Origin of the sequence: Nocardia sp. NBC_00511, assembly GCF_045161165.1 — a bacterium.
GTDB lineage: Bacteria > Actinomycetota > Actinomycetes > Mycobacteriales > Mycobacteriaceae > Nocardia.
In genome coordinates this window covers 6,851,167-6,867,361 of the sequence record NZ_CP107849.1, presented here as the reverse complement: position 1 = coordinate 6,867,361, position 16,195 = coordinate 6,851,167, and the positions used below count along the sequence as shown (strand labels likewise).

Genomic DNA, 16,195 nt, shown 5'->3' with positions numbered 1-16,195 from the left:
AATTCCGCTGCTGTGTCACAGTGGTCGGATGGAGCTGGGGAGCGTTCGCAACAAGGTAATTCTGGCCGCCGTACTCGCCGTCGCGGGCGGTGTCATCGCGTTCTTCGTGAGCAAGCGCCCGCAGCCGGAGGCCCCGGCCGCGGAGCCGCCGCGCCTGGGCTATTCGCGCAACGGCTCCGCGCCGACACCGGACCTGTCGTTGAGCCGCTGACGGCTCAGCGACTCACCGACCGCTTGTACTGATTCAGCGCCAGCGGCACGAAGACCACCAGGATCACGACGACCCACATCAGGGTCGTCGCGACCGGATGCCGCATCGGCCAGACATCGGCGCTCGGCCCCAGCGGGCTGGTGTTGCCGAACAGATCACGCGTCGCCTGCGTCACCGCCGACACCGGATTCCATTCCGCCACAACGCGTAGCACGGTCGGCAGCGTCGCGGTCGGCACGAAGGTGTTGGCGATGAAGGTGAGCGGGAAGATCACCATGAAGCTGGCGTTGTTGTAGACCTCCGGCGCGCGCACCAGCAGGCCCACCACGGCCATGATCCACGACACCGCGTACGCGAACAGCAGCAGCAGGACGTAGGCGAGCACCGCGTCGAAGAACGACCCGCGAATCCGCCAGCCCACCGCCAGACCGGTCAGCGACATCACCACCAGGCTCACCACATTGATGCACACGTCCGCGAGCGTGCGGCCGATCAACACCGCGGACGGGGCCATCGGCAGCGAGCGGAAACGGTCGATGATGCCCTTCTGCATATCCTCGGCCAGGCTCAGCCCGGTGAAGGTCGCGCCGAAAACCACTGTCTGCGCGAAGATTCCGGCGATCAGGAACTCGCGATACGAGGTGCCCTGCAACTGGATCGCCGAACCGAACACGTAGGCGAACAGCAGCACGAACATGATCGGCGACAGCGTCGAGAAGATCAGCACGTCCGGCACCCGCCGGATCTTGATGACGTTGCGCTTGGTGATGGTGACGCTGTCGGTCACCACGATGGCGAGTCGCTGTGTGAGCGAGGGCTTTTCGGCCACGGCCAGGGTCGCGCTCATCGGGCGCCACCCCCGACCTTCTCGTCGCTGTCCGTGCGCTTGCCGTTGATCAGCTCGTCGGCCTCGTGCCCCGTCAGCGACAGGAACACGTCGTCCAGCGAGGGGCGGCGCAGACCCACATCCTGAATGCGCACTTCGTGTTTCGCGAGCTGCGCGATGGTGTCGACGAGCGCTTGCGAACCGTCCTCGACCGGGATGACGAGGCGGCGCAGCCCGGGTTCGATCCGAATCTCGCCCTGCGCCAACCCTTCCAGGGCCTGCTGCGCGATGGCGAGACTGTCCGCGTGCTCCACGATCAGTTCGATGCGGTCGCCGCCGACGAGCGCCTTCAGCTCGTTCGCGGTGCCCTCGGCGATGACATTGCCGTGGTCGATGACGGCGATGGAGTCGGCGAGCCGGTCGGCCTCCTCCATGTACTGGGTGGTCAGCAGCAGCGTGGTGCCGGCCGCCACCAGTTCCTCGATGACATCCCAGAGGTCGAGGCGCGCACGCGGATCCAGGCCCGTGGTGGGTTCGTCCAGGAACAGCACCGGCGGATTCGCGACCAGCGCGCCCGCCAGGTCCAGGCGGCGGCGCATTCCGCCGGAGTAGCCCTTGACCGGCCGATCGGCGGCGTCGGTGAGCCGGAAGCGCTCCAGCAGCTCGCGGGCGCGGTCCTTACTGCGCTGCACACCCATGTGATAGAGCCGCCCGACCATCTCCAGATTCTCGAACCCGGTGAGGTATTCGTCGACGGCGGCGTACTGGCCGGACGCGCCGATGCGGGAGCGCAGCAGCTGCGGATCCTTCAGGACGTCCACCCCGGCGACGGTGGCGCGCCCGGCGTCGGGAATGAGCAGGGTGGTGAGTACGCGGACGGTGGTGGTCTTACCCGCGCCGTTGGGGCCGAGCAGGGCGGTGACGGTGCCTTCGGGGACGGACAGATCGAGGCCGTCGAGTGCGACCAGCTGGCCGTATCTCTTGACCAGTCCCTCGGCGACTATGGCGTCGGGCATGATTCTCCTGATGTCTCGTTGGTTGGGCTGCCGCAGCGCTGAACTGCACTGATGTCATTGAACAAGACCGAACACTCTCGGCCAGTATGGCCCGTATCGGGCACTTCGGGCATCCGAATTACCGGTGGCGCGCCACACCCCGGCAGGGGCGCTCCGGGATACCGCCCGGATCGCGAGTCGTGAACTACACGAGTCGAATTCGCCGATCCCCGTCAATTCGGTCACACCGGCATCGTCCCACCGGGGTATGACACTTTTTCCTCAAAAAATCTTCGAACGCGATGCCCCGATAGCCGCACGATCGGAATTCGTCGCGTAGGATCGTCAGCGTCGGCCCCTCCCCCCCGGGCCGACCTAACGCGGGCCTCGGCTAACTCCCCCCCTTCGCCGAGGCCCGCCCCTATGTCCGGGGTCGGTTCGAATACCGGGACGAAGCCGGGAAACAGACGGATCGGTTTCAGACCAGGGGGCGAATCTCATTGCGGCGCAGCACATGTCCGTGCAGCCGATCGATACCCTTCACCCGCACCGTCGCCAGATGCCGCAGCAGGAACTGCGGGTCCGGCTCGATCGCCACGGCCGCGCCGTCGTCGACCAGCACCGTGCCCGGCCGAGCCACACCGGTGAGCCGGGCGGCGATGTTCACCACCGACCCGTACAGGTCGCCGAAACGTTGCAGGACCTCCCCGTAGGCCAGCCCCACCCGCAGCTCCTGGGTGACGCCGTGCGAGGCGATGGCGGCCTCCTGCACGGCCAGCGCGATCCGCGCGCCCTCGACGGCGGTATTGGCGGCGAACATGACTTCGTCGCCGACGTTCTTGATCACCCAGCCGCCGTGCGCCACGATCGCATTGCTGGTGGCCGTCTCGAAGGCCTCCAGCAGCGCCGAGAGCTCATCGGGCTCCAGGTGGCGGGTGAGGCGGGTGTAGCCGACCATATCGGCGAATCCCACGGCCAGCACCCGCATGGTGTCACCGGTCACCGCCCCCTCGTCCAGCGAGCGGGCCAGCGCGGCATCCAGGTGGCGGCGAAAGGCGTAGCGCTGCAACGTCTCGAACTCGGAGACCACCTCGTCGGTGGCGATCCGGGCCGCCTCCTTGGGATCCACCCTGGGATCCTCCCGGGTGATGTTGGCGATGCGATCCAGGATCTCCTCGGTCACCAGATCGACCTGCCATTCGGCCAGCCGCGCCATGGACCGGCCCAGGGTGCGCGCGGCGGTGGTCTGCCGGTGCACGTCCGCGGAGGCGAGCACATTCAGCTTGGCGAAGGTCTGCGCGGCCTCGATATCGGATTCGCTGTACTCGACCGCGTTGTCGTCCGGATCGGCCGGGAAGCCCAGGGCCACCCACAGTCGCCGAGTGACCGAGTTGGGCAGCCCGGTCAGATCCGATACCTGCCGGCGGTCGTACTTGCGCGCCCCGCTCAGCAGGTATGGCTCCACCACGGACTGCACCAGTTCGGAGATCTCAGCGGACGCCATGCCTCGACGATACGGCGTCGATCGAGCGGAAAACTCCCGGTTGTCCCGTGTCACAGTCCTGAACTTTCCGGTCGGTTTCACGACTTGCTTCACGTGAAACCACGCCGACACCGCGGTGAATCCACGCACCCGCAGTCTTCTTCTCGACAGCGACCGACCCGGTCGCGAAATCGAGGAGAGACAGATGACCATCACCCGACGCCCACCGGCCATCACGGTGACCGGGCTGCGCAAGGCCTACGGCGGACATCAGGTCCTGGACGGCATCGACCTGCGGGTCGAGGCCGGGACCGTGTTCTCACTGCTGGGCCCCAACGGTGCGGGCAAGACCACCAGCGTGCAGATCCTGTCCACGCTGATCGGCGCGGACGCGGGCGAGATCCGGGTCGCGGGCCACGACGTGCGCACCGAACCGGACGCCGTGCGCGCCGCCATCGGGCTCACCGGCCAGTTCGCGGCCGTCGACAACCTGCTCACCGGTGAGGAGAACCTCGCCATGATGGCCACCCTGCACCATCTCGGCCGCGTCGAGCGCAAACGCCGGACCGCCGCGCTCATCGAACAATTCGACCTGATCGACGCGGCCCGCAAACCGGCCTCCACCTACTCGGGCGGCATGCGGCGGCGGCTCGACATCGCCATGGGTCTGATGGGCCGCCCGCAGGTGCTGTTCCTCGACGAGCCCACCACCGGACTCGACCCGCGCAGCCGGCGCGCGGTCTGGCGGCTGATCCGGGAACTGGTCGCGGGCGGCACCACCGTCTTCCTCACCACGCAGTACCTGGAGGAGGCCGATCAGCTCGCCGACCGCGTCGCCCTGCTCGACGGCGGCCGTCTGGTCGCGGAGGGCACCCCCGGCGAACTCAAGCGACTGGTCCCCGGCGGCCACGTGAACCTGCGCTTCACCGACCCGCAAGCCCTCGCCGCCGCCGCCCGCCTGCTCGGCGCGGGCGTCCGCGACGACGACGAACTGACCCTGCAGCTGCCCGGCGACGGCGGCGTGGACTCGCTGCACACGCTGCTCGACCGGCTCTCCGGCGCGGGTGTCCAGGCCGCCGAACTGTCCATCCACACACCCGATCTCGACGATGTCTTCCTCGCCCTCACCGGCCGCCCGAAGGAGTCCGTGCGATGAGCACCCCGACCACCACGCCCACCAGCCCCGCCACCCGGATGCTGCACGCCGTCACCGATTCGTCGATGATGGTGCGGCGCAGCCTGATCCACATCCTGCGCTACCCGGCCATGACCGTCCCGCTCGTCATCGGGCCCATCGTGTTCCTGCTGCTGTTCGTCTACGTGTTCGGCGGCACCCTCGGAGCCGGACTCGGAAAGTCCGGTGGGCGTGGCGATTACGTCAACTACGTGACGCCGGGCATCCTGCTGCTGGCGGTGGCGAGCGCGGCCACCGCGACCGCGGTGTCGGTGTGCACCGACATGACCGAGGGCATCGTGTCCCGGTTCCGGACCATGGCGATCTTCCGGCCGTCCCTGCTGACCGGGCACGTGGTGCGCAGCCTGGTGCAGACCTTCATCAGTGTCACCGCGGTCATCGGCGTCGCACTTCTCGTCGGCTTCCGGCCCAGCGCGGGCCTGCTCGGCTGGCTGGGCGCGGCGGGCATGCTGGCGCTGCTCACCCTGGCGATCACCTGGATCGCGGTGATCATGGGGCTGGTCAGCGACAGTGTCGAGACCGCGTCCAATCTGCCGATGCTGCTGATGATCCTGCCGTTCTTCGGCAGCGGATTCGTCCCCACCGATTCCATGCCCGCCTGGCTGGGCTGGATCGCCGAGCACCAGCCCTTCACACCAGTGATGGAGTCGCTGCGCGGGCTGCTGCTCGGCACCCCGATCGGTGATCAGGCGTGGATCGCGGTGGCATGGTGCGCGGGTATCACGGTGGTCGCGTTCTGGGGCGCGGCCAAGCTACTGGCCCGCGAGCCCGGTCGCTAGGGCGCGACGTCGCTCCAGCACCGACAGGGTGGCGGCCCGCAGTCCGGCGAAATCCAGGGCGGCGTAGCTCGAGCGAGACTCGAGATACGCCGCCTCGTCGGCGTTTTCGGCCGCGGCACGGGCCCGGGCGCTCGCCATGGTCGGGTGGATCTGGTGCGGCGGACCGAACGCCTCGGCGAGCGCGGTCAGCTCGGCTCCCGAAACCGCCTGTCCGCGAGCCAGATCCACGGCGGCCAGCGCCAGCAGCACCGCACCGCAGGCCGTCGATTCGGCGAGATGCCCCTCCTGGTGCCCGCTCGGCGCGGCCAGCAGCGCGAGCGCCTGCCCGGTCAGCTCGGCGATGAGATCGGCGACCAGGTCGAGCCGATCCCCCTGCGCGTGCGCCATGACCGCCGCGGCGCACACCTCCAGCGCCCACACCTGCACCCCGCGCGGATCCGGACGATAGAACGGATTCTCGGTGCCGGACACCAGTTTCACGATGTCGCGCCAGCGCCACAGGCCGTCCTCCTGGTCACCGCGCGCCAGCCGGATCTCGGCGTGCGCGACCAGCGCGTACGGATGTGCGAACGGATCCGCGCGATCGGGCAGCTGCGCCAGCAGCGCCCCGGCCGCCTCCAGATCGCCGAATTGCAGTGCCGCCAAAGCCGATCCGACCACCAGGTCACCGCGGTCCGGACGCGGACCCAGCCCGTCGAGCTGGTGCAGGGCCGCCGCCAGCTCACGCTGCGCCTGATCGGCGCGCTCCGACATCAGGGCCAATCGTCCGATGCGGCAGCGGGCCTGGAAGCGCAGCCAGTCGCCGGGCGCACGCTCCAGCGCGGCGAGCATGAGTTCGGCGGCGGCGAGCGCGGCGGCGCGATCACCGGACTGCTCGGCGAGCACGCTCCGCAGCAGCCGGCCGAGGGCCGCGAGCAGCGGACTGTCGCTGCCGCACAGGCGATCCAGGACGGCGTGGTCGCCACCGAGCAACTCGGGTGCGGTACGGAAAGCAGCCGCCAGCGCACCCACCGGAGTATCCGGGGGCGCGGCCGGAAGTCCGCGCAGCACCAGCAGCGCCCGGGCGTCGAATCCGCCCTGCACCGCCCGGTTCATCGCGCACACGACCGCTGCGGTCCGAGTGGCCGCCACCAGTGCGGGTTCCGGCCGCAGATGCGAGAGCACGCGGGCACAGGCGGGGGCGAACTCGCCGACCCGGGCGTAGTGCGCGCCGACGAACCAGTGACTGCCCAGCACCGACCAGATCGCCGCGACCGCCGCACCGTTGTCCTCGGCGAGCGCGTGCCCCAGGGCCCGCACCAGATTGTCCTGGTCGGGAGCGACAACGGTCGTCTCGGCCAGCTCGGTCAGTGCGTATGGGGTCCGCTCCAGCCCGAATTCGGTGGCCCAGGCCAGGAATCCGCGTAGCGCCCGCTGCTCCTCCCCCACGTCGGCCCGGCGTGCGGCCGCGAATTCCCGCACGGTGCGCAGCATTCGGAAGCGGGTGCCCGCCGCTGTGCCGGTCACCTGGATCAGCGACTGGTCGGCCAGATAGGTGAGCAGATCGAGGGTGTCGACGAGATCGCCGTCCAGCACCCGGTTTCCGGCCGCCGCGGTGAAACCGTCCGGGAACACCGACAGCAGGCGCATCGCTGCGCGGCCCGGCTCGTCGAGCAGCTGCCAGCTCCACTCCACGACGGCGTGCAGGGTCCGATGCCGTTGCGGCGCATCCCGGGAACCGCCGCGCAGCAGGGTGAAGCGGTCCGCCAGCCGGTCACGCATCTCGGCCACGGACATCACGCGGACCCGGGCGGCGGCGAGTTCCAGCGCCAGCGGCAGACCGTCGAGTTCCACGCAGAGCGCGTGGACGTGCTCGGACGGCAACTCGACATCCGGGCGCACCGCCCGAGCCCGCTGTGTGAACAGCTCGGCGGCGAGTACCGGCTCCAGGGCCGGAAGCTGGTGCACCACTTCCGAACTCAGGCCCAGCGGGGCCCGGCTGGTGACCAGTACCCGCAGCTCCCTGGTCAGCGACACCAGCGCGCCGACCAGGTCGGCGACCCCCGGCAGCACCTGCTCGCAGTTGTCCAGGATCAGCAGCGCCGCACCGGACCCCAGCTTGCGGGCGATCCCGGCCACCGGCCCCGCGACACTGTGACCGCCCGCCACCTCCCCCGCCCCCAGCGCCGCGGCGACCGTGGCCGCCACCGCGTCGTCCCGTGCCACGGACGCCAATTCGACCAGGAAGACCGCGCGCTGTCGCGCGGCGTAACCCACGGCGTGCGCCAACCGCGTCTTACCGAGCCCGCCGGGACCCACCACCGACACCACCCGGGAGCGATGCAGCAGGCCGGTCACCGCCCGCACCTCACCGTCCCGGCCCACCAGCGGATTCGGATCGTGTCGCAGGCCCGCGCGCACGACCGGTTCGTTCGCGTGCAGCAGCTGCCGATGCGCGGCCCGCAGCATCTCACCCGGATCCGCGCCCAGCTCGTCGCGCAGCGTGCGCCGGTAACCGTCGTAGCGGGCCAGTGCGGCCGCGGGCCCGGCGGTAGCGGCCTCGGCGCGCAGCAATTCGGCCAGGATCTCCTCACGACGAGGTTCGCGCGCCGCCGCCTCGGCCAGCGGCCCGACCGCCTCGGCATGGCGACCGGTGCGCGACAGGCTCAGCGCGCGCACCGTCAGCAGTCGGTGTCGTATGGGCACCCGCGCCGCCCGCAATGCGGTCACCGGATCCTCGGCGCCGGATGCACCGATCCCGCCGTCCCACAGGGACAGTCCGGCCTCCGCCTGCCCCAGCGCGGCCACCGCGTCCCCGGCACGCGCATGCCGTTCGGCCGCATCCGCGCACGCGTCGAACGCGGTCGCGTCCACCTCACCGGGATCGAGGGCCAGCCGATACCCGGTAGCCGTGCCCGCGATCAGCTCCGCACCCAATTGCGCCCGGCTGCGCGACACCAGTACCTGCAGCGCCTTGCCGGGATGCTCCGGCACCGCTTCCGTCCACAACCCATCCACCAGCGCGCCCGCACTCAGGCCGCCCCGCAGGTCCGTGGCCAGCAAGGCCAGCAGCGCGCGCACCCTGGGCCCCGTGACCTCCCGCCCGTCCACCGCAACCCCGGACAGGAGGGTCAACCGCATACTCACGACGCCACCCTAGCGATCGGAGCGGCGCGCGGCGGCCGGCACAGACGCAACCGGCCGCCCAGAGATACCGGGCGGCCGGGCATGAGCGGTTCAGCGACGAGAAACCGTGTCCCGTCGGCGAATTCAGCGGGTGGTGACCTCGTGCCACAGGTCGGCGTCATTACGCTGACGCAGCTTGCTGATCCCGAAAACCACCGCGGCCACAACGACAAGTGTGAGAACAAGTTTCATGGTTTCCACCCTACTGGCGGAGCGGGCGGATCAGCCTCCGGTCACGCACACCACGGCGCGGCTGGGGAACAGGCAGTTGATCAGATTGCCCAGATCCTGGGCGCTACCGCTGATGATGGGAATCTGACTGCCGCCCAGCCCGTTCCCCAGCGCGTTGGCACTACCGGTGAGCGCACCCGAACCGGTCAAAGCATTAGCGGAACCCAGATTCACCGGAATATTGGCGGAGCCCACCGGCAGTGCCGAAGCCGAACCCGCGCCGATACCGGAAATGGCTGCGGCACAGGCGAGGACGGCGAAAGTCTTCTTCAACATGAACAGCGACGGTAATGAACAACAACGCCGCGGGGAGGACCCCAGTTACTGGGGCGGAGGAGTTCCGGGCAACCGGAACAAAGTGGAGCCTAGGGGAATCGAACCCCTAACCCCTGCCTTGCAAAGGCAGTGCTCTGCCAATTGAGCTAAGGCCCCGGGAAAAAACTTTGAGGGTGGGCCTAGGAGGACTTGAACCTCCGACCTCTTCGTTATCAGCGAAGCGCTCTAACCGCCTGAGCTATAGGCCCTCATCGTCGGTCCGAATGTGTAACTCGAACCGAGGCAGAAGATTACCGTACCCCGCCGCCGATAACCAAAACGGCCGGTCAGCGGCCTGCGGGAGCAGACCGGACCGGCCGTCGCGGTGGATCGGAAACGATGCCTAGTCGGGGTCGGACAGGGTGACCTGAATACCGCCGACCAGATCGGTGCACTGGTTGTAGACGAACACGCCGACCGTGGACAGCGCGGTCAGCAGCACCACGTTGATCAGGCCGATGACACCGGCGTACCCGAAGACCGCGCCCGCGTCGATCAGCGACGAGGAGCTGCTGTCCGAGGAGTCGGTGAAGGTGGAGACGGTCGAGTTCAGACGACCCCACACACCCATACCCTCGAGCACCAGGTACAGCAGGCCGACCGCCAGCATCCACACGAAGAACATGGCGACGCTGATCACCAGCGACACCTTCAGCGTGGACCACGGATCGATGTGGCGCACCTGCACGGTGGCACGCAGCGGCTCACCGGTGGCCGCGGCCGCCGCGACCGCCGCGGGGGCGGACGGCGACACCGGACCGGCCGGGGCGATCGGCTCCGGCGGCGGCAGCGGGTGCCGCAGCTCGGAGAGATCCGGCAGATCCTTGACCAGCTCCGGGCGGGCGATGCTGCGGGTCGGTCCGTCGATGCCGACGGACTTCACCATCGCCGCCTCCTTGCGCGCCGCCTTGGCCGCCAGGTCGGCGGTGGTGCGCGCGTTGGAGACACCCGCGTTCAGGCCGCCACCACCGGAGAGCCCGGCGCTGCCGAGACTGCCCGTGGTGCCCGGCCGCCCCGAGGTCGGGGACTGGCCGGGGCGGTACAGATTGGACTGCGGCTCCCGCTGCGGCAGCTGCGACCAACCCTCCTGGAACGGAGAACCACCCTGTGCGTCGGCGGAATCCGCTGCGGCGGCCTCTGCCGAATTGTTACCTTCTGTCCCGAAATCACCGGACTGGTCCGACAATTCGGGTGATTGCGGCGCACCGCCGTCGTTCCCGCCGGTCCGCGGAATCGGGCGCGGCGGAATCGGGGACGGGGCGATTCTCTCGGTCACGCCATTGGCATGACCGCGCTGGTCATTCGGCTGATTCGTGGTCAATGGTGAATCCTTCGATCCGTTTGTGCCGCCGCTGCTGTGGTGAAACTACTGCTTCGCCGAACCGCTGGTGTCATCTTCGGCAACCTGGTCGGGCTCATCCGCGTTCCGAGCGATCGCGAGCAAAGTATCGCCCTCGCCCAGGTTCATCAACCGCACGCCCTTGGTTTGACGCCCGGCCTTGCGAACCTGATGGGCCAGAGTGCGAATGACACCACCGCCCGAGGTGATCGCGTACAGCTCATCCTCGTCGTTGACGATGAGCGCACCGACAAGACTGCCACGCTTCTCGTCGTACTGAATCGTCAGCACACCCTTGCCGCCACGACCCTGCGCCGTGTACTCGCCGATGGCAGTCCGCTTGGAGTACCCACCGGCCGTCGCGACAAGCAGGTAAATGCCCTCCTCGTCGCGAACCACGTTGAGCGACAACAATTCGTCGTCGGCATTGAAGCGCATACCCTGCACGCCGGAGGTGGCGCGACCCATCGGGCGCAGCACCTCGTCATTGGCGGAGAACCGGATCGACTGACCGTGCGCCGACACCAGCAGCAGGTCGTCCTCGGCGGAACACAGTGCCGCGCCGACCAATTCGTCCTCATCGCGCAGATTCACCGCGACGATGCCGCCGGTCCGGTTGGAATCGAAGTCCGTCAGCTTCGACTTCTTCACCAGGCCCTTGCGGGTGGCCAGCACCAGGTAAGGAGTGTCCTCGTAGGAGGAGATCTGAATGACCTGGGCGATCTTCTCGTCCGGCTGGAACGCCAGCAGGTTCGCCACGTGCTGACCGCGCGCGGTCCGGCTGGCCTCGGGCAGCTCGTACGCCTTGGCCCGGTACACCCGGCCCTTGTTGGTGAAGAACAGCAGCCAGTCGTGGGTGGAGGTGATGAAGAAGTGCTTGACGATGTCGTCCTGCTTGAGACCCGCGCCCTGCACGCCCTTGCCGCCGCGCCGCTGCGAGCGGTACAGGTCGGTCTTGGTGCGCTTGGCGTAGCCGGTCTCGGTGATGGTGACGACCACGTCCTCGCGGGCGATCAGGTCCTCGTCCTGCACGTCGCCGTCGGCCGCGATGATCTTGGTGCGGCGTTCGTCGCCGTACTTGTCGACGATCTCCGCCAATTCGTCACGGACGATGGCACGCTGCCGCTCCGGCTTGGCCAGAATGTCCTTCAGATCCGCGATCTCGGCCTCGATCTTCGCCAACTCGTCGAGGATCTTCTGCCGCTCCAACGCCGAGAGGCGACGCAGCTGCATGTCGAGGATCGCGGTCGCCTGGATCTCGTCGATCTCCAGCAGCAGCATCAGGCCGGTGCGGGCGGTCTCGGTATCGGCCGAACGGCGGATCAAGGCGATCACCTCGTCCAGCTGATCGAGCGCCTTCACCAGACCGCGCAGGATGTGGGCGCGCTCCTCCGCCTTGCGCAGCAGGTACTTGGTGCGCCGGATGATCACTTCCAACTGGTGGGTGACATACAGGCGGATCATCTGATCCAGGCGCAGCGTGCGCGGCACCTTGTCGACGATCGAGAGCATGTTCGCACCGAACGACGTCTGCAGCTGGGTGTGCTTGTAGAGGTTGTTCAGCACCACCTTCGCGATGGCGTCCCGCTTGACCGTCACCACGATGCGCATGCCGACACGGTCGGAGGACTCGTCGTGGATGTCGGAGACACCCGCGATCTTCCCGTCCTTCACCTGCTCGGCGATCGCGTTGATGAAGTTGTCGGTATTGACCTGGTACGGCAGCTCGGTGATGACGATCGTGGTGCGACCCCGGCTGTCCTCCTCGATCTCCACCACACCGCGCATGCGGATGGAACCGCGGCCGGTGGTGTACGCGTCGTGGATGCCCTGGGTGCCGACGATCAGACCCGAGGTAGGGAAGTCCGGACCCTTCACCCGCTCCATGCAGGCGGCCAGCGTCGATTCCTCGTCCGCCTCATGGTTTTCCAGCGCCCAGTAGATGGCGGCGGCCAACTCGGTGAGGTTGTGCGGCGGGATATTGGTGGCCATACCGACGGCGATACCGTTGGAGCCGTTCATCAGCAGCGCGGGCACCCGGGCGGGCAGCACCGTCGGCTCCTGCGTCTTACCGTCGTAGTTCGCCTGGAAATCGACTGTCTCGTGGTCGATCTCGCGCAGCATCTCCATCGCCAGCGGCGTCAGACGGCACTCCGTGTAACGCATGGCGGCCGCGCCGTCATTACCGCGCGAACCGAAGTTGCCCTGACCGTCCACCAGCGGATACCGCAGCGACCACGGCTGCGCCATACGCACGAGGGTGTCGTAGATGGCCGTGTCACCGTGCGGGTGGTAGTTACCCATGGTGTCGGCGACCGGGCGCGCGGACTTCACATAGCTGCGATCGGGGCGATACCCGTTGTCGTACATCGCGTACAGGATCCGGCGGTGCACCGGCTTCATACCGTCACGGACCTCGGGCAGCGCGCGCCCGATGATCACGCTCATGGCGTAGTCGATGTACGAGTTCTGCATCTCGTGCTGGATGTCGACCGGCTCGATGCGGTCGCCGCCCGACGGCGGAAGCGAAGTCTCAGTCATGAATTGGTCTCCGTAAGAAGTCTTTTGGGGTGGTCCTCGGGGCGCGTGAGCGTGGGGGAACTACTCCCCCACGCCGGTCGCACTACACGTCGAGGAACCGCACATCCTTGGCGTTGCGAGTGATGAAGCTGCGGCGCGCCTCCACGTCCTCGCCCATCAGGACGGAGAACAGTTCGTCGGCCGCGGCGGCATCGTCGAGAGTGACGAGCCGCAGCACGCGCACCGAAGGATCCATCGTGGTCTCCCACAGCTCCTTCGGGTTCATTTCGCCCAGACCTTTGTAGCGCTGGATGCCGTCGTCCTTGTTGATCTTCTTACCGGAGGCCAGGCCCTGTTCCAGCAGACCATCGCGCTCCCGGTCGGAGTACGCGAACTCCGGCTCGCTGCGCTGCCACTTCAGCTTGTACAGCGGCGGCTGCGCCAGATACACGTGCCCCTGCTCGACCAGCGGCCGCATGAAACGGAACAGCAGCGTGAGCAGCAGCGTCGAGATGTGCTGGCCGTCCACGTCGGCGTCGGCCATCAGCACGATCTTGTGATAGCGCAGCTTGGCGATATCGAACTCGTCGTGGATGCCGGTGCCGAACGCGGTGATGATCGACTGCACCTCGTTGTTCTTCAGCACGCGGTCGATGCGCGCCTTCTCGACGTTGATGATCTTGCCGCGCAACGGCAGGATCGCCTGGTACATCGAGTCACGGCCCGACTTGGCCGAACCACCGGCGGAGTCGCCCTCCACGATGTAGATCTCGGACTTGCTCGGATCCTTGGACCGGCAGTCCGCCAACTTGCCCGGCAGACCACCCAGATCGGTCGCGGACTTGCGGCGCACCAACTCTCGCGCCTTACGCGCGGCCATCCGCGCCTGCGACGACGAAACCGCCTTCTGCACAATCGTCTTCGCATCGGCCGGGTTGGCCTCGAACCAGTGGTTCAGGTGCTCGTTGCAGGTGCGCTGCACGAAACCCTTCACATCGGTATTGCCGAGCTTGGTCTTGGTCTGACCCTCGAACTGCGGCTCCGACACCTTCACCGACACGATGGCGGCCAGGCCCTCACGGATGTCGTCACCGGTGAGGTTGCCGTCCTTCTCCTTGAGGAGCTTCTTGTCCTTCGCGTACTTGTTCACCACCGTGGTGAGCGCCGCGCGGAAGCCCTCCTCGTGGGTGCCACCCTCGTGGGTGTTGATGGTGTTGGCGAAGGTGTGCACGGACTCGGAGTAACCCGAGTTCCACTGCATCGCCACCTCGAGCTCGTGACCGGTGCCCTTACCGCTGAACGACACGATCGAGTTGTGGATCGGCGTCTTGGTCCGGTTGATGTGCTTGATGTAGTCCTCGAGGCCGCCCGGGTAGTGATAGGTCCGGGTCTTGACCTTCGGGGCAGGGGCCGGCGCGCTCTCGTCGATATGCCTGGGCGCCTCGGCGGTATCGCTCACCACCTCGTCGACCACATCGGCCTCGGCGACCCGCTCGTCGGTCAGGGTGATGGTCAGTCCCTTGTTCAGGAACGCCATCTCCTGCAGGCGACGCGCGACCGTCTCGAAGTTGTAGACGGTGGTCTCGAAGATGTTCGGATCCGCCCAGAACCGGATGGTGGTACCGGTGCGCTTGGTGGCGTCACCCTGGAAGAGCTTGCCCGGCTTGGAATCCTTGTATTCCTGGGTCCAGTGGAAGCCGTCCACGTCGATGTCCGCCTCGAGGCGGGTCGACAGCGCGTTCACCACCGAGATGCCGACGCCGTGCAGACCACCGGACACCGCGTAGGAATCGGAGTCGAACTTGCCGCCCGCGTGCAGCTGGGTCATGACCACCTCGATGGTCGGCACCCCCTGCGCGTGCATCGCGACCGGAATACCGCGGCCGTCGTCCACGACCTCGACACCGCCATCGGCCAGCAGCGTGACGTCGACACGCGTGGCGTAACCCGCCATCGCCTCGTCGACCGAGTTGTCGACGACCTCCCAGATCAGGTGGTGCAGACCTCGCTCGCCCGTGGAGCCGATGTACATACCGGGCCGTTTACGAACCGCCTCGAGGCCCTCGAGAACGGTGATGGAGGCAGCACCGTATTCGCCTGACTTGGGCTTGGTCGAGCCGTCTGCGTTGGAGTCCATGGCAGCCACTGGTCGGTAGCTCTCCTTACTTGCTGATCCTCCCGGCACAGTGCATCCGGCACGCGTAAGGCCTCGGGGCAGATGTCTGCTCGAGAATTACGGGGGCTCACGCGCGGGCGCTGCGAGACGCGCCGGGAGGGATCGCCGCTAGTTACTCCCCCATCCTACTGGTACGACCGACAGAGAACCCACCTATGACACCCCTGAGTGCGCCGTAGATGAGTGAAATCGATCGCCGACATGATCTGCCTTGGCCCCGGGGGGTCAAAAGAGCTTCAGCGGCCGCTGCGAGCACACCCCCGGGAGAGTTTGCGCGAAGGTTCGCCGCGATCTCCCCGAGGGCAGCACGGTTCCACGTGAAACAGTCGGGCGACCAGGGCAATCCGGTCCGGGCGCGGACTATCCGTAGGTGTCACGCGGGCCGCGGCCCTTGACGTGCCGGTCGCCTTTACGCCAACTCGGGGCGGTCGGGCCATTGATCCGCAACTGCTTCACCACACCGTTGCCGACCGCGGCCGCGATCTTCGCGAGAATCTGCGACTGGAACATGCGCAGCTGAGTTGCCCAGGCCGTGGACTCGGCCTGAATGCTCAGCACGCCGTTCTCCAGCGAGATGGGCTGCGCGTGCGAGGCGATGTCCTCACCCACCACACTCGCCCAGCGACCGAACACCGTGCCCTCGGCGACCTTCGTCGACCAGCCGCGGCCCTTCGCCAACTGCATCGCCAGCGCCGAGAGCGTCTGCGGATCCCGGTCATCCGGGCCCGACCCCGACCAGCCGCGGCGACGCAAGGCGCGAACACCGCCCTTACGCGGCGAAGCCCGGCCCTGACCGACCGATTTACCCGCGGCCCGGGCCGCCGCCCGCGCCTCCTCCAGGGCTCGGCGCGCGAGATCCACTCCGCGCAACTCCGGTTCCTGGCCCGGCGCACCAGGATTCGAGCCGGGCATCCCGCGGTCGTCGGCTTCCGGCGTCTCGGCCATCCACAACTCCTTCCA

Annotated in this window: 13 protein-coding genes and 2 tRNA genes; 3 read left to right on the top strand and 12 right to left on the bottom strand. The window is 67.8% G+C overall.

Annotated elements, in window-relative coordinates; all coding sequences use genetic code 11:
• Window positions 1-28 precede the first annotated feature (28 nt).
• Window positions 29-211 carry a hypothetical protein gene (locus OG300_RS32055; protein ID WP_405487447.1) on the top strand — a complete coding sequence of 61 codons (183 nt, stop codon included), beginning with the start codon at window positions 29-31 and terminating at the stop codon, window positions 209-211.
• A 4-nt stretch (window positions 212-215) separates the two neighbouring features.
• Here the strand turns inward: OG300_RS32055 and OG300_RS32050 are convergent, their stop codons facing one another.
• From OG300_RS32050 to OG300_RS32040, 3 genes are all read right to left on the bottom strand, one after another.
• Window positions 216-1,058 carry an ABC transporter permease gene (locus tag OG300_RS32050; RefSeq protein ID WP_405487445.1) on the bottom strand — a complete coding sequence of 281 codons (843 nt, stop codon included), beginning with the start codon at window positions 1,056-1,058 and terminating at the stop codon, window positions 216-218.
• The gene (locus OG300_RS32045; RefSeq protein WP_405487443.1) at window positions 1,055-2,053 is read right to left on the bottom strand and encodes an ATP-binding cassette domain-containing protein; all 999 of its coding nucleotides are present in this window, start codon (window positions 2,051-2,053) and stop codon (window positions 1,055-1,057) included. The genes OG300_RS32050 and OG300_RS32045 overlap by 4 nt, the downstream gene beginning before the upstream one ends.
• 457 nt (window positions 2,054-2,510) lie before the next feature.
• Window positions 2,511-3,536 (bottom strand): adenylate/guanylate cyclase domain-containing protein, encoded by a 1,026-nt coding sequence (locus OG300_RS32040; protein ID WP_405487441.1) that lies wholly within the window; start codon window positions 3,534-3,536, stop codon window positions 2,511-2,513.
• 184 nt (window positions 3,537-3,720) lie between these two features.
• Here OG300_RS32040 and OG300_RS32035 point away from each other — a divergent pair, with 184 nt between their 5' ends.
• Both OG300_RS32035 and OG300_RS32030 read left to right on the top strand, forming a co-directional pair.
• A complete protein-coding gene (locus tag OG300_RS32035) occupies window positions 3,721-4,671 on the top strand; it encodes an ATP-binding cassette domain-containing protein (protein WP_405487439.1) in 951 nt (316 codons plus the stop codon).
• A complete protein-coding gene (locus tag OG300_RS32030; protein ID WP_405487437.1) occupies window positions 4,668-5,489 on the top strand; it encodes an ABC transporter permease in 822 nt (273 codons plus the stop codon). The genes OG300_RS32035 and OG300_RS32030 overlap by 4 nt, the downstream gene beginning before the upstream one ends.
• On the opposite strand, the gene OG300_RS32025 is transcribed toward OG300_RS32030, so the two are convergent.
• The 9 genes from OG300_RS32025 to OG300_RS31985 all read right to left on the bottom strand — a co-directional run bounded on the left by OG300_RS32025 (window position 5,463) and on the right by OG300_RS31985 (window position 16,147).
• Entirely contained in the window at window positions 5,463-8,609 is a 3,147-nt protein-coding gene (locus tag OG300_RS32025) for an ATP-binding protein (protein WP_405498762.1), read from the bottom strand. The genes OG300_RS32030 and OG300_RS32025 overlap by 27 nt on opposite strands.
• A 129-nt stretch (window positions 8,610-8,738) precedes the next feature.
• Window positions 8,739-8,846, bottom strand: coding sequence for a DLW-39 family protein (locus OG300_RS32020; protein ID WP_405487435.1), 108 nt, complete (start codon window positions 8,844-8,846; stop codon window positions 8,739-8,741).
• Window positions 8,847-8,876: 30 nt separating this feature from the next.
• On the bottom strand, window positions 8,877-9,161 hold the full coding sequence (locus OG300_RS32015) for a hypothetical protein (protein WP_405487433.1): 285 nt from the start codon (window positions 9,159-9,161) through the stop codon (window positions 8,877-8,879).
• Between the two features lie 83 nt (window positions 9,162-9,244).
• Window positions 9,245-9,317 (bottom strand) — tRNA-Ala (locus tag OG300_RS32010).
• Window positions 9,318-9,335: 18 nt separating this feature from the next.
• Window positions 9,336-9,409, bottom strand: a tRNA-Ile gene (locus tag OG300_RS32005).
• A 134-nt stretch (window positions 9,410-9,543) separates the two neighbouring features.
• On the bottom strand, window positions 9,544-10,476 hold the full coding sequence (locus OG300_RS32000; RefSeq protein ID WP_405487431.1) for a DUF3566 domain-containing protein: 933 nt from the start codon (window positions 10,474-10,476) through the stop codon (window positions 9,544-9,546).
• 90 nt (window positions 10,477-10,566) lie between these two features.
• Window positions 10,567-13,080 (bottom strand): DNA gyrase subunit A, encoded by a 2,514-nt coding sequence (gene gyrA, locus OG300_RS31995; RefSeq protein WP_405487429.1) that lies wholly within the window; start codon window positions 13,078-13,080, stop codon window positions 10,567-10,569.
• 82 nt (window positions 13,081-13,162) lie between these two features.
• On the bottom strand, window positions 13,163-15,196 hold the full coding sequence (gene gyrB / locus OG300_RS31990) for a DNA topoisomerase (ATP-hydrolyzing) subunit B (RefSeq protein ID WP_405487427.1): 2,034 nt from the start codon (window positions 15,194-15,196) through the stop codon (window positions 13,163-13,165).
• Between the two features lie 399 nt (window positions 15,197-15,595).
• Window positions 15,596-16,147, bottom strand: coding sequence for a DUF721 family protein (locus OG300_RS31985; RefSeq protein ID WP_405498761.1), 552 nt, complete (start codon window positions 16,145-16,147; stop codon window positions 15,596-15,598).
• Window positions 16,148-16,195 lie beyond the last annotated feature (48 nt).

Bases quoted from the DNA above. Each gene is read 5' to 3' on its own strand.
- OG300_RS32055 (WP_405487447.1), top strand. From the start codon at position 29: ATGGAGCTGGGGAGCGTTCGCAACAAGGTAATTCTGGCCGCCGTACTC.
- OG300_RS32050 (WP_405487445.1), bottom strand. From the start codon at position 1,058: ATGAGCGCGACCCTGGCCGTGGCCGAAAAGCCCTCGCTCACACAGCGA.
- OG300_RS32045 (WP_405487443.1), bottom strand. From the start codon at position 2,053: ATGCCCGACGCCATAGTCGCCGAGGGACTGGTCAAGAGATACGGCCAG.
- OG300_RS32040 (WP_405487441.1), bottom strand. From the start codon at position 3,536: ATGGCGTCCGCTGAGATCTCCGAACTGGTGCAGTCCGTGGTGGAGCCA.
- OG300_RS32035 (WP_405487439.1), top strand. From the start codon at position 3,721: ATGACCATCACCCGACGCCCACCGGCCATCACGGTGACCGGGCTGCGC.
- OG300_RS32030 (WP_405487437.1), top strand. From the start codon at position 4,668: ATGAGCACCCCGACCACCACGCCCACCAGCCCCGCCACCCGGATGCTG.
- OG300_RS32025 (WP_405498762.1), bottom strand. From the start codon at position 8,609: ATGCGGTTGACCCTCCTGTCCGGGGTTGCGGTGGACGGGCGGGAGGTC.
- OG300_RS32020 (WP_405487435.1), bottom strand. From the start codon at position 8,846: ATGAAACTTGTTCTCACACTTGTCGTTGTGGCCGCGGTGGTTTTCGGG.
- OG300_RS32015 (WP_405487433.1), bottom strand. From the start codon at position 9,161: ATGTTGAAGAAGACTTTCGCCGTCCTCGCCTGTGCCGCAGCCATTTCC.
- gyrA (WP_405487429.1), bottom strand. From the start codon at position 13,080: ATGACTGAGACTTCGCTTCCGCCGTCGGGCGGCGACCGCATCGAGCCG.
- gyrB (WP_405487427.1), bottom strand. From the start codon at position 15,196: ATGGACTCCAACGCAGACGGCTCGACCAAGCCCAAGTCAGGCGAATAC.
- OG300_RS31985 (WP_405498761.1), bottom strand. From the start codon at position 16,147: ATGCCCGGCTCGAATCCTGGTGCGCCGGGCCAGGAACCGGAGTTGCGC.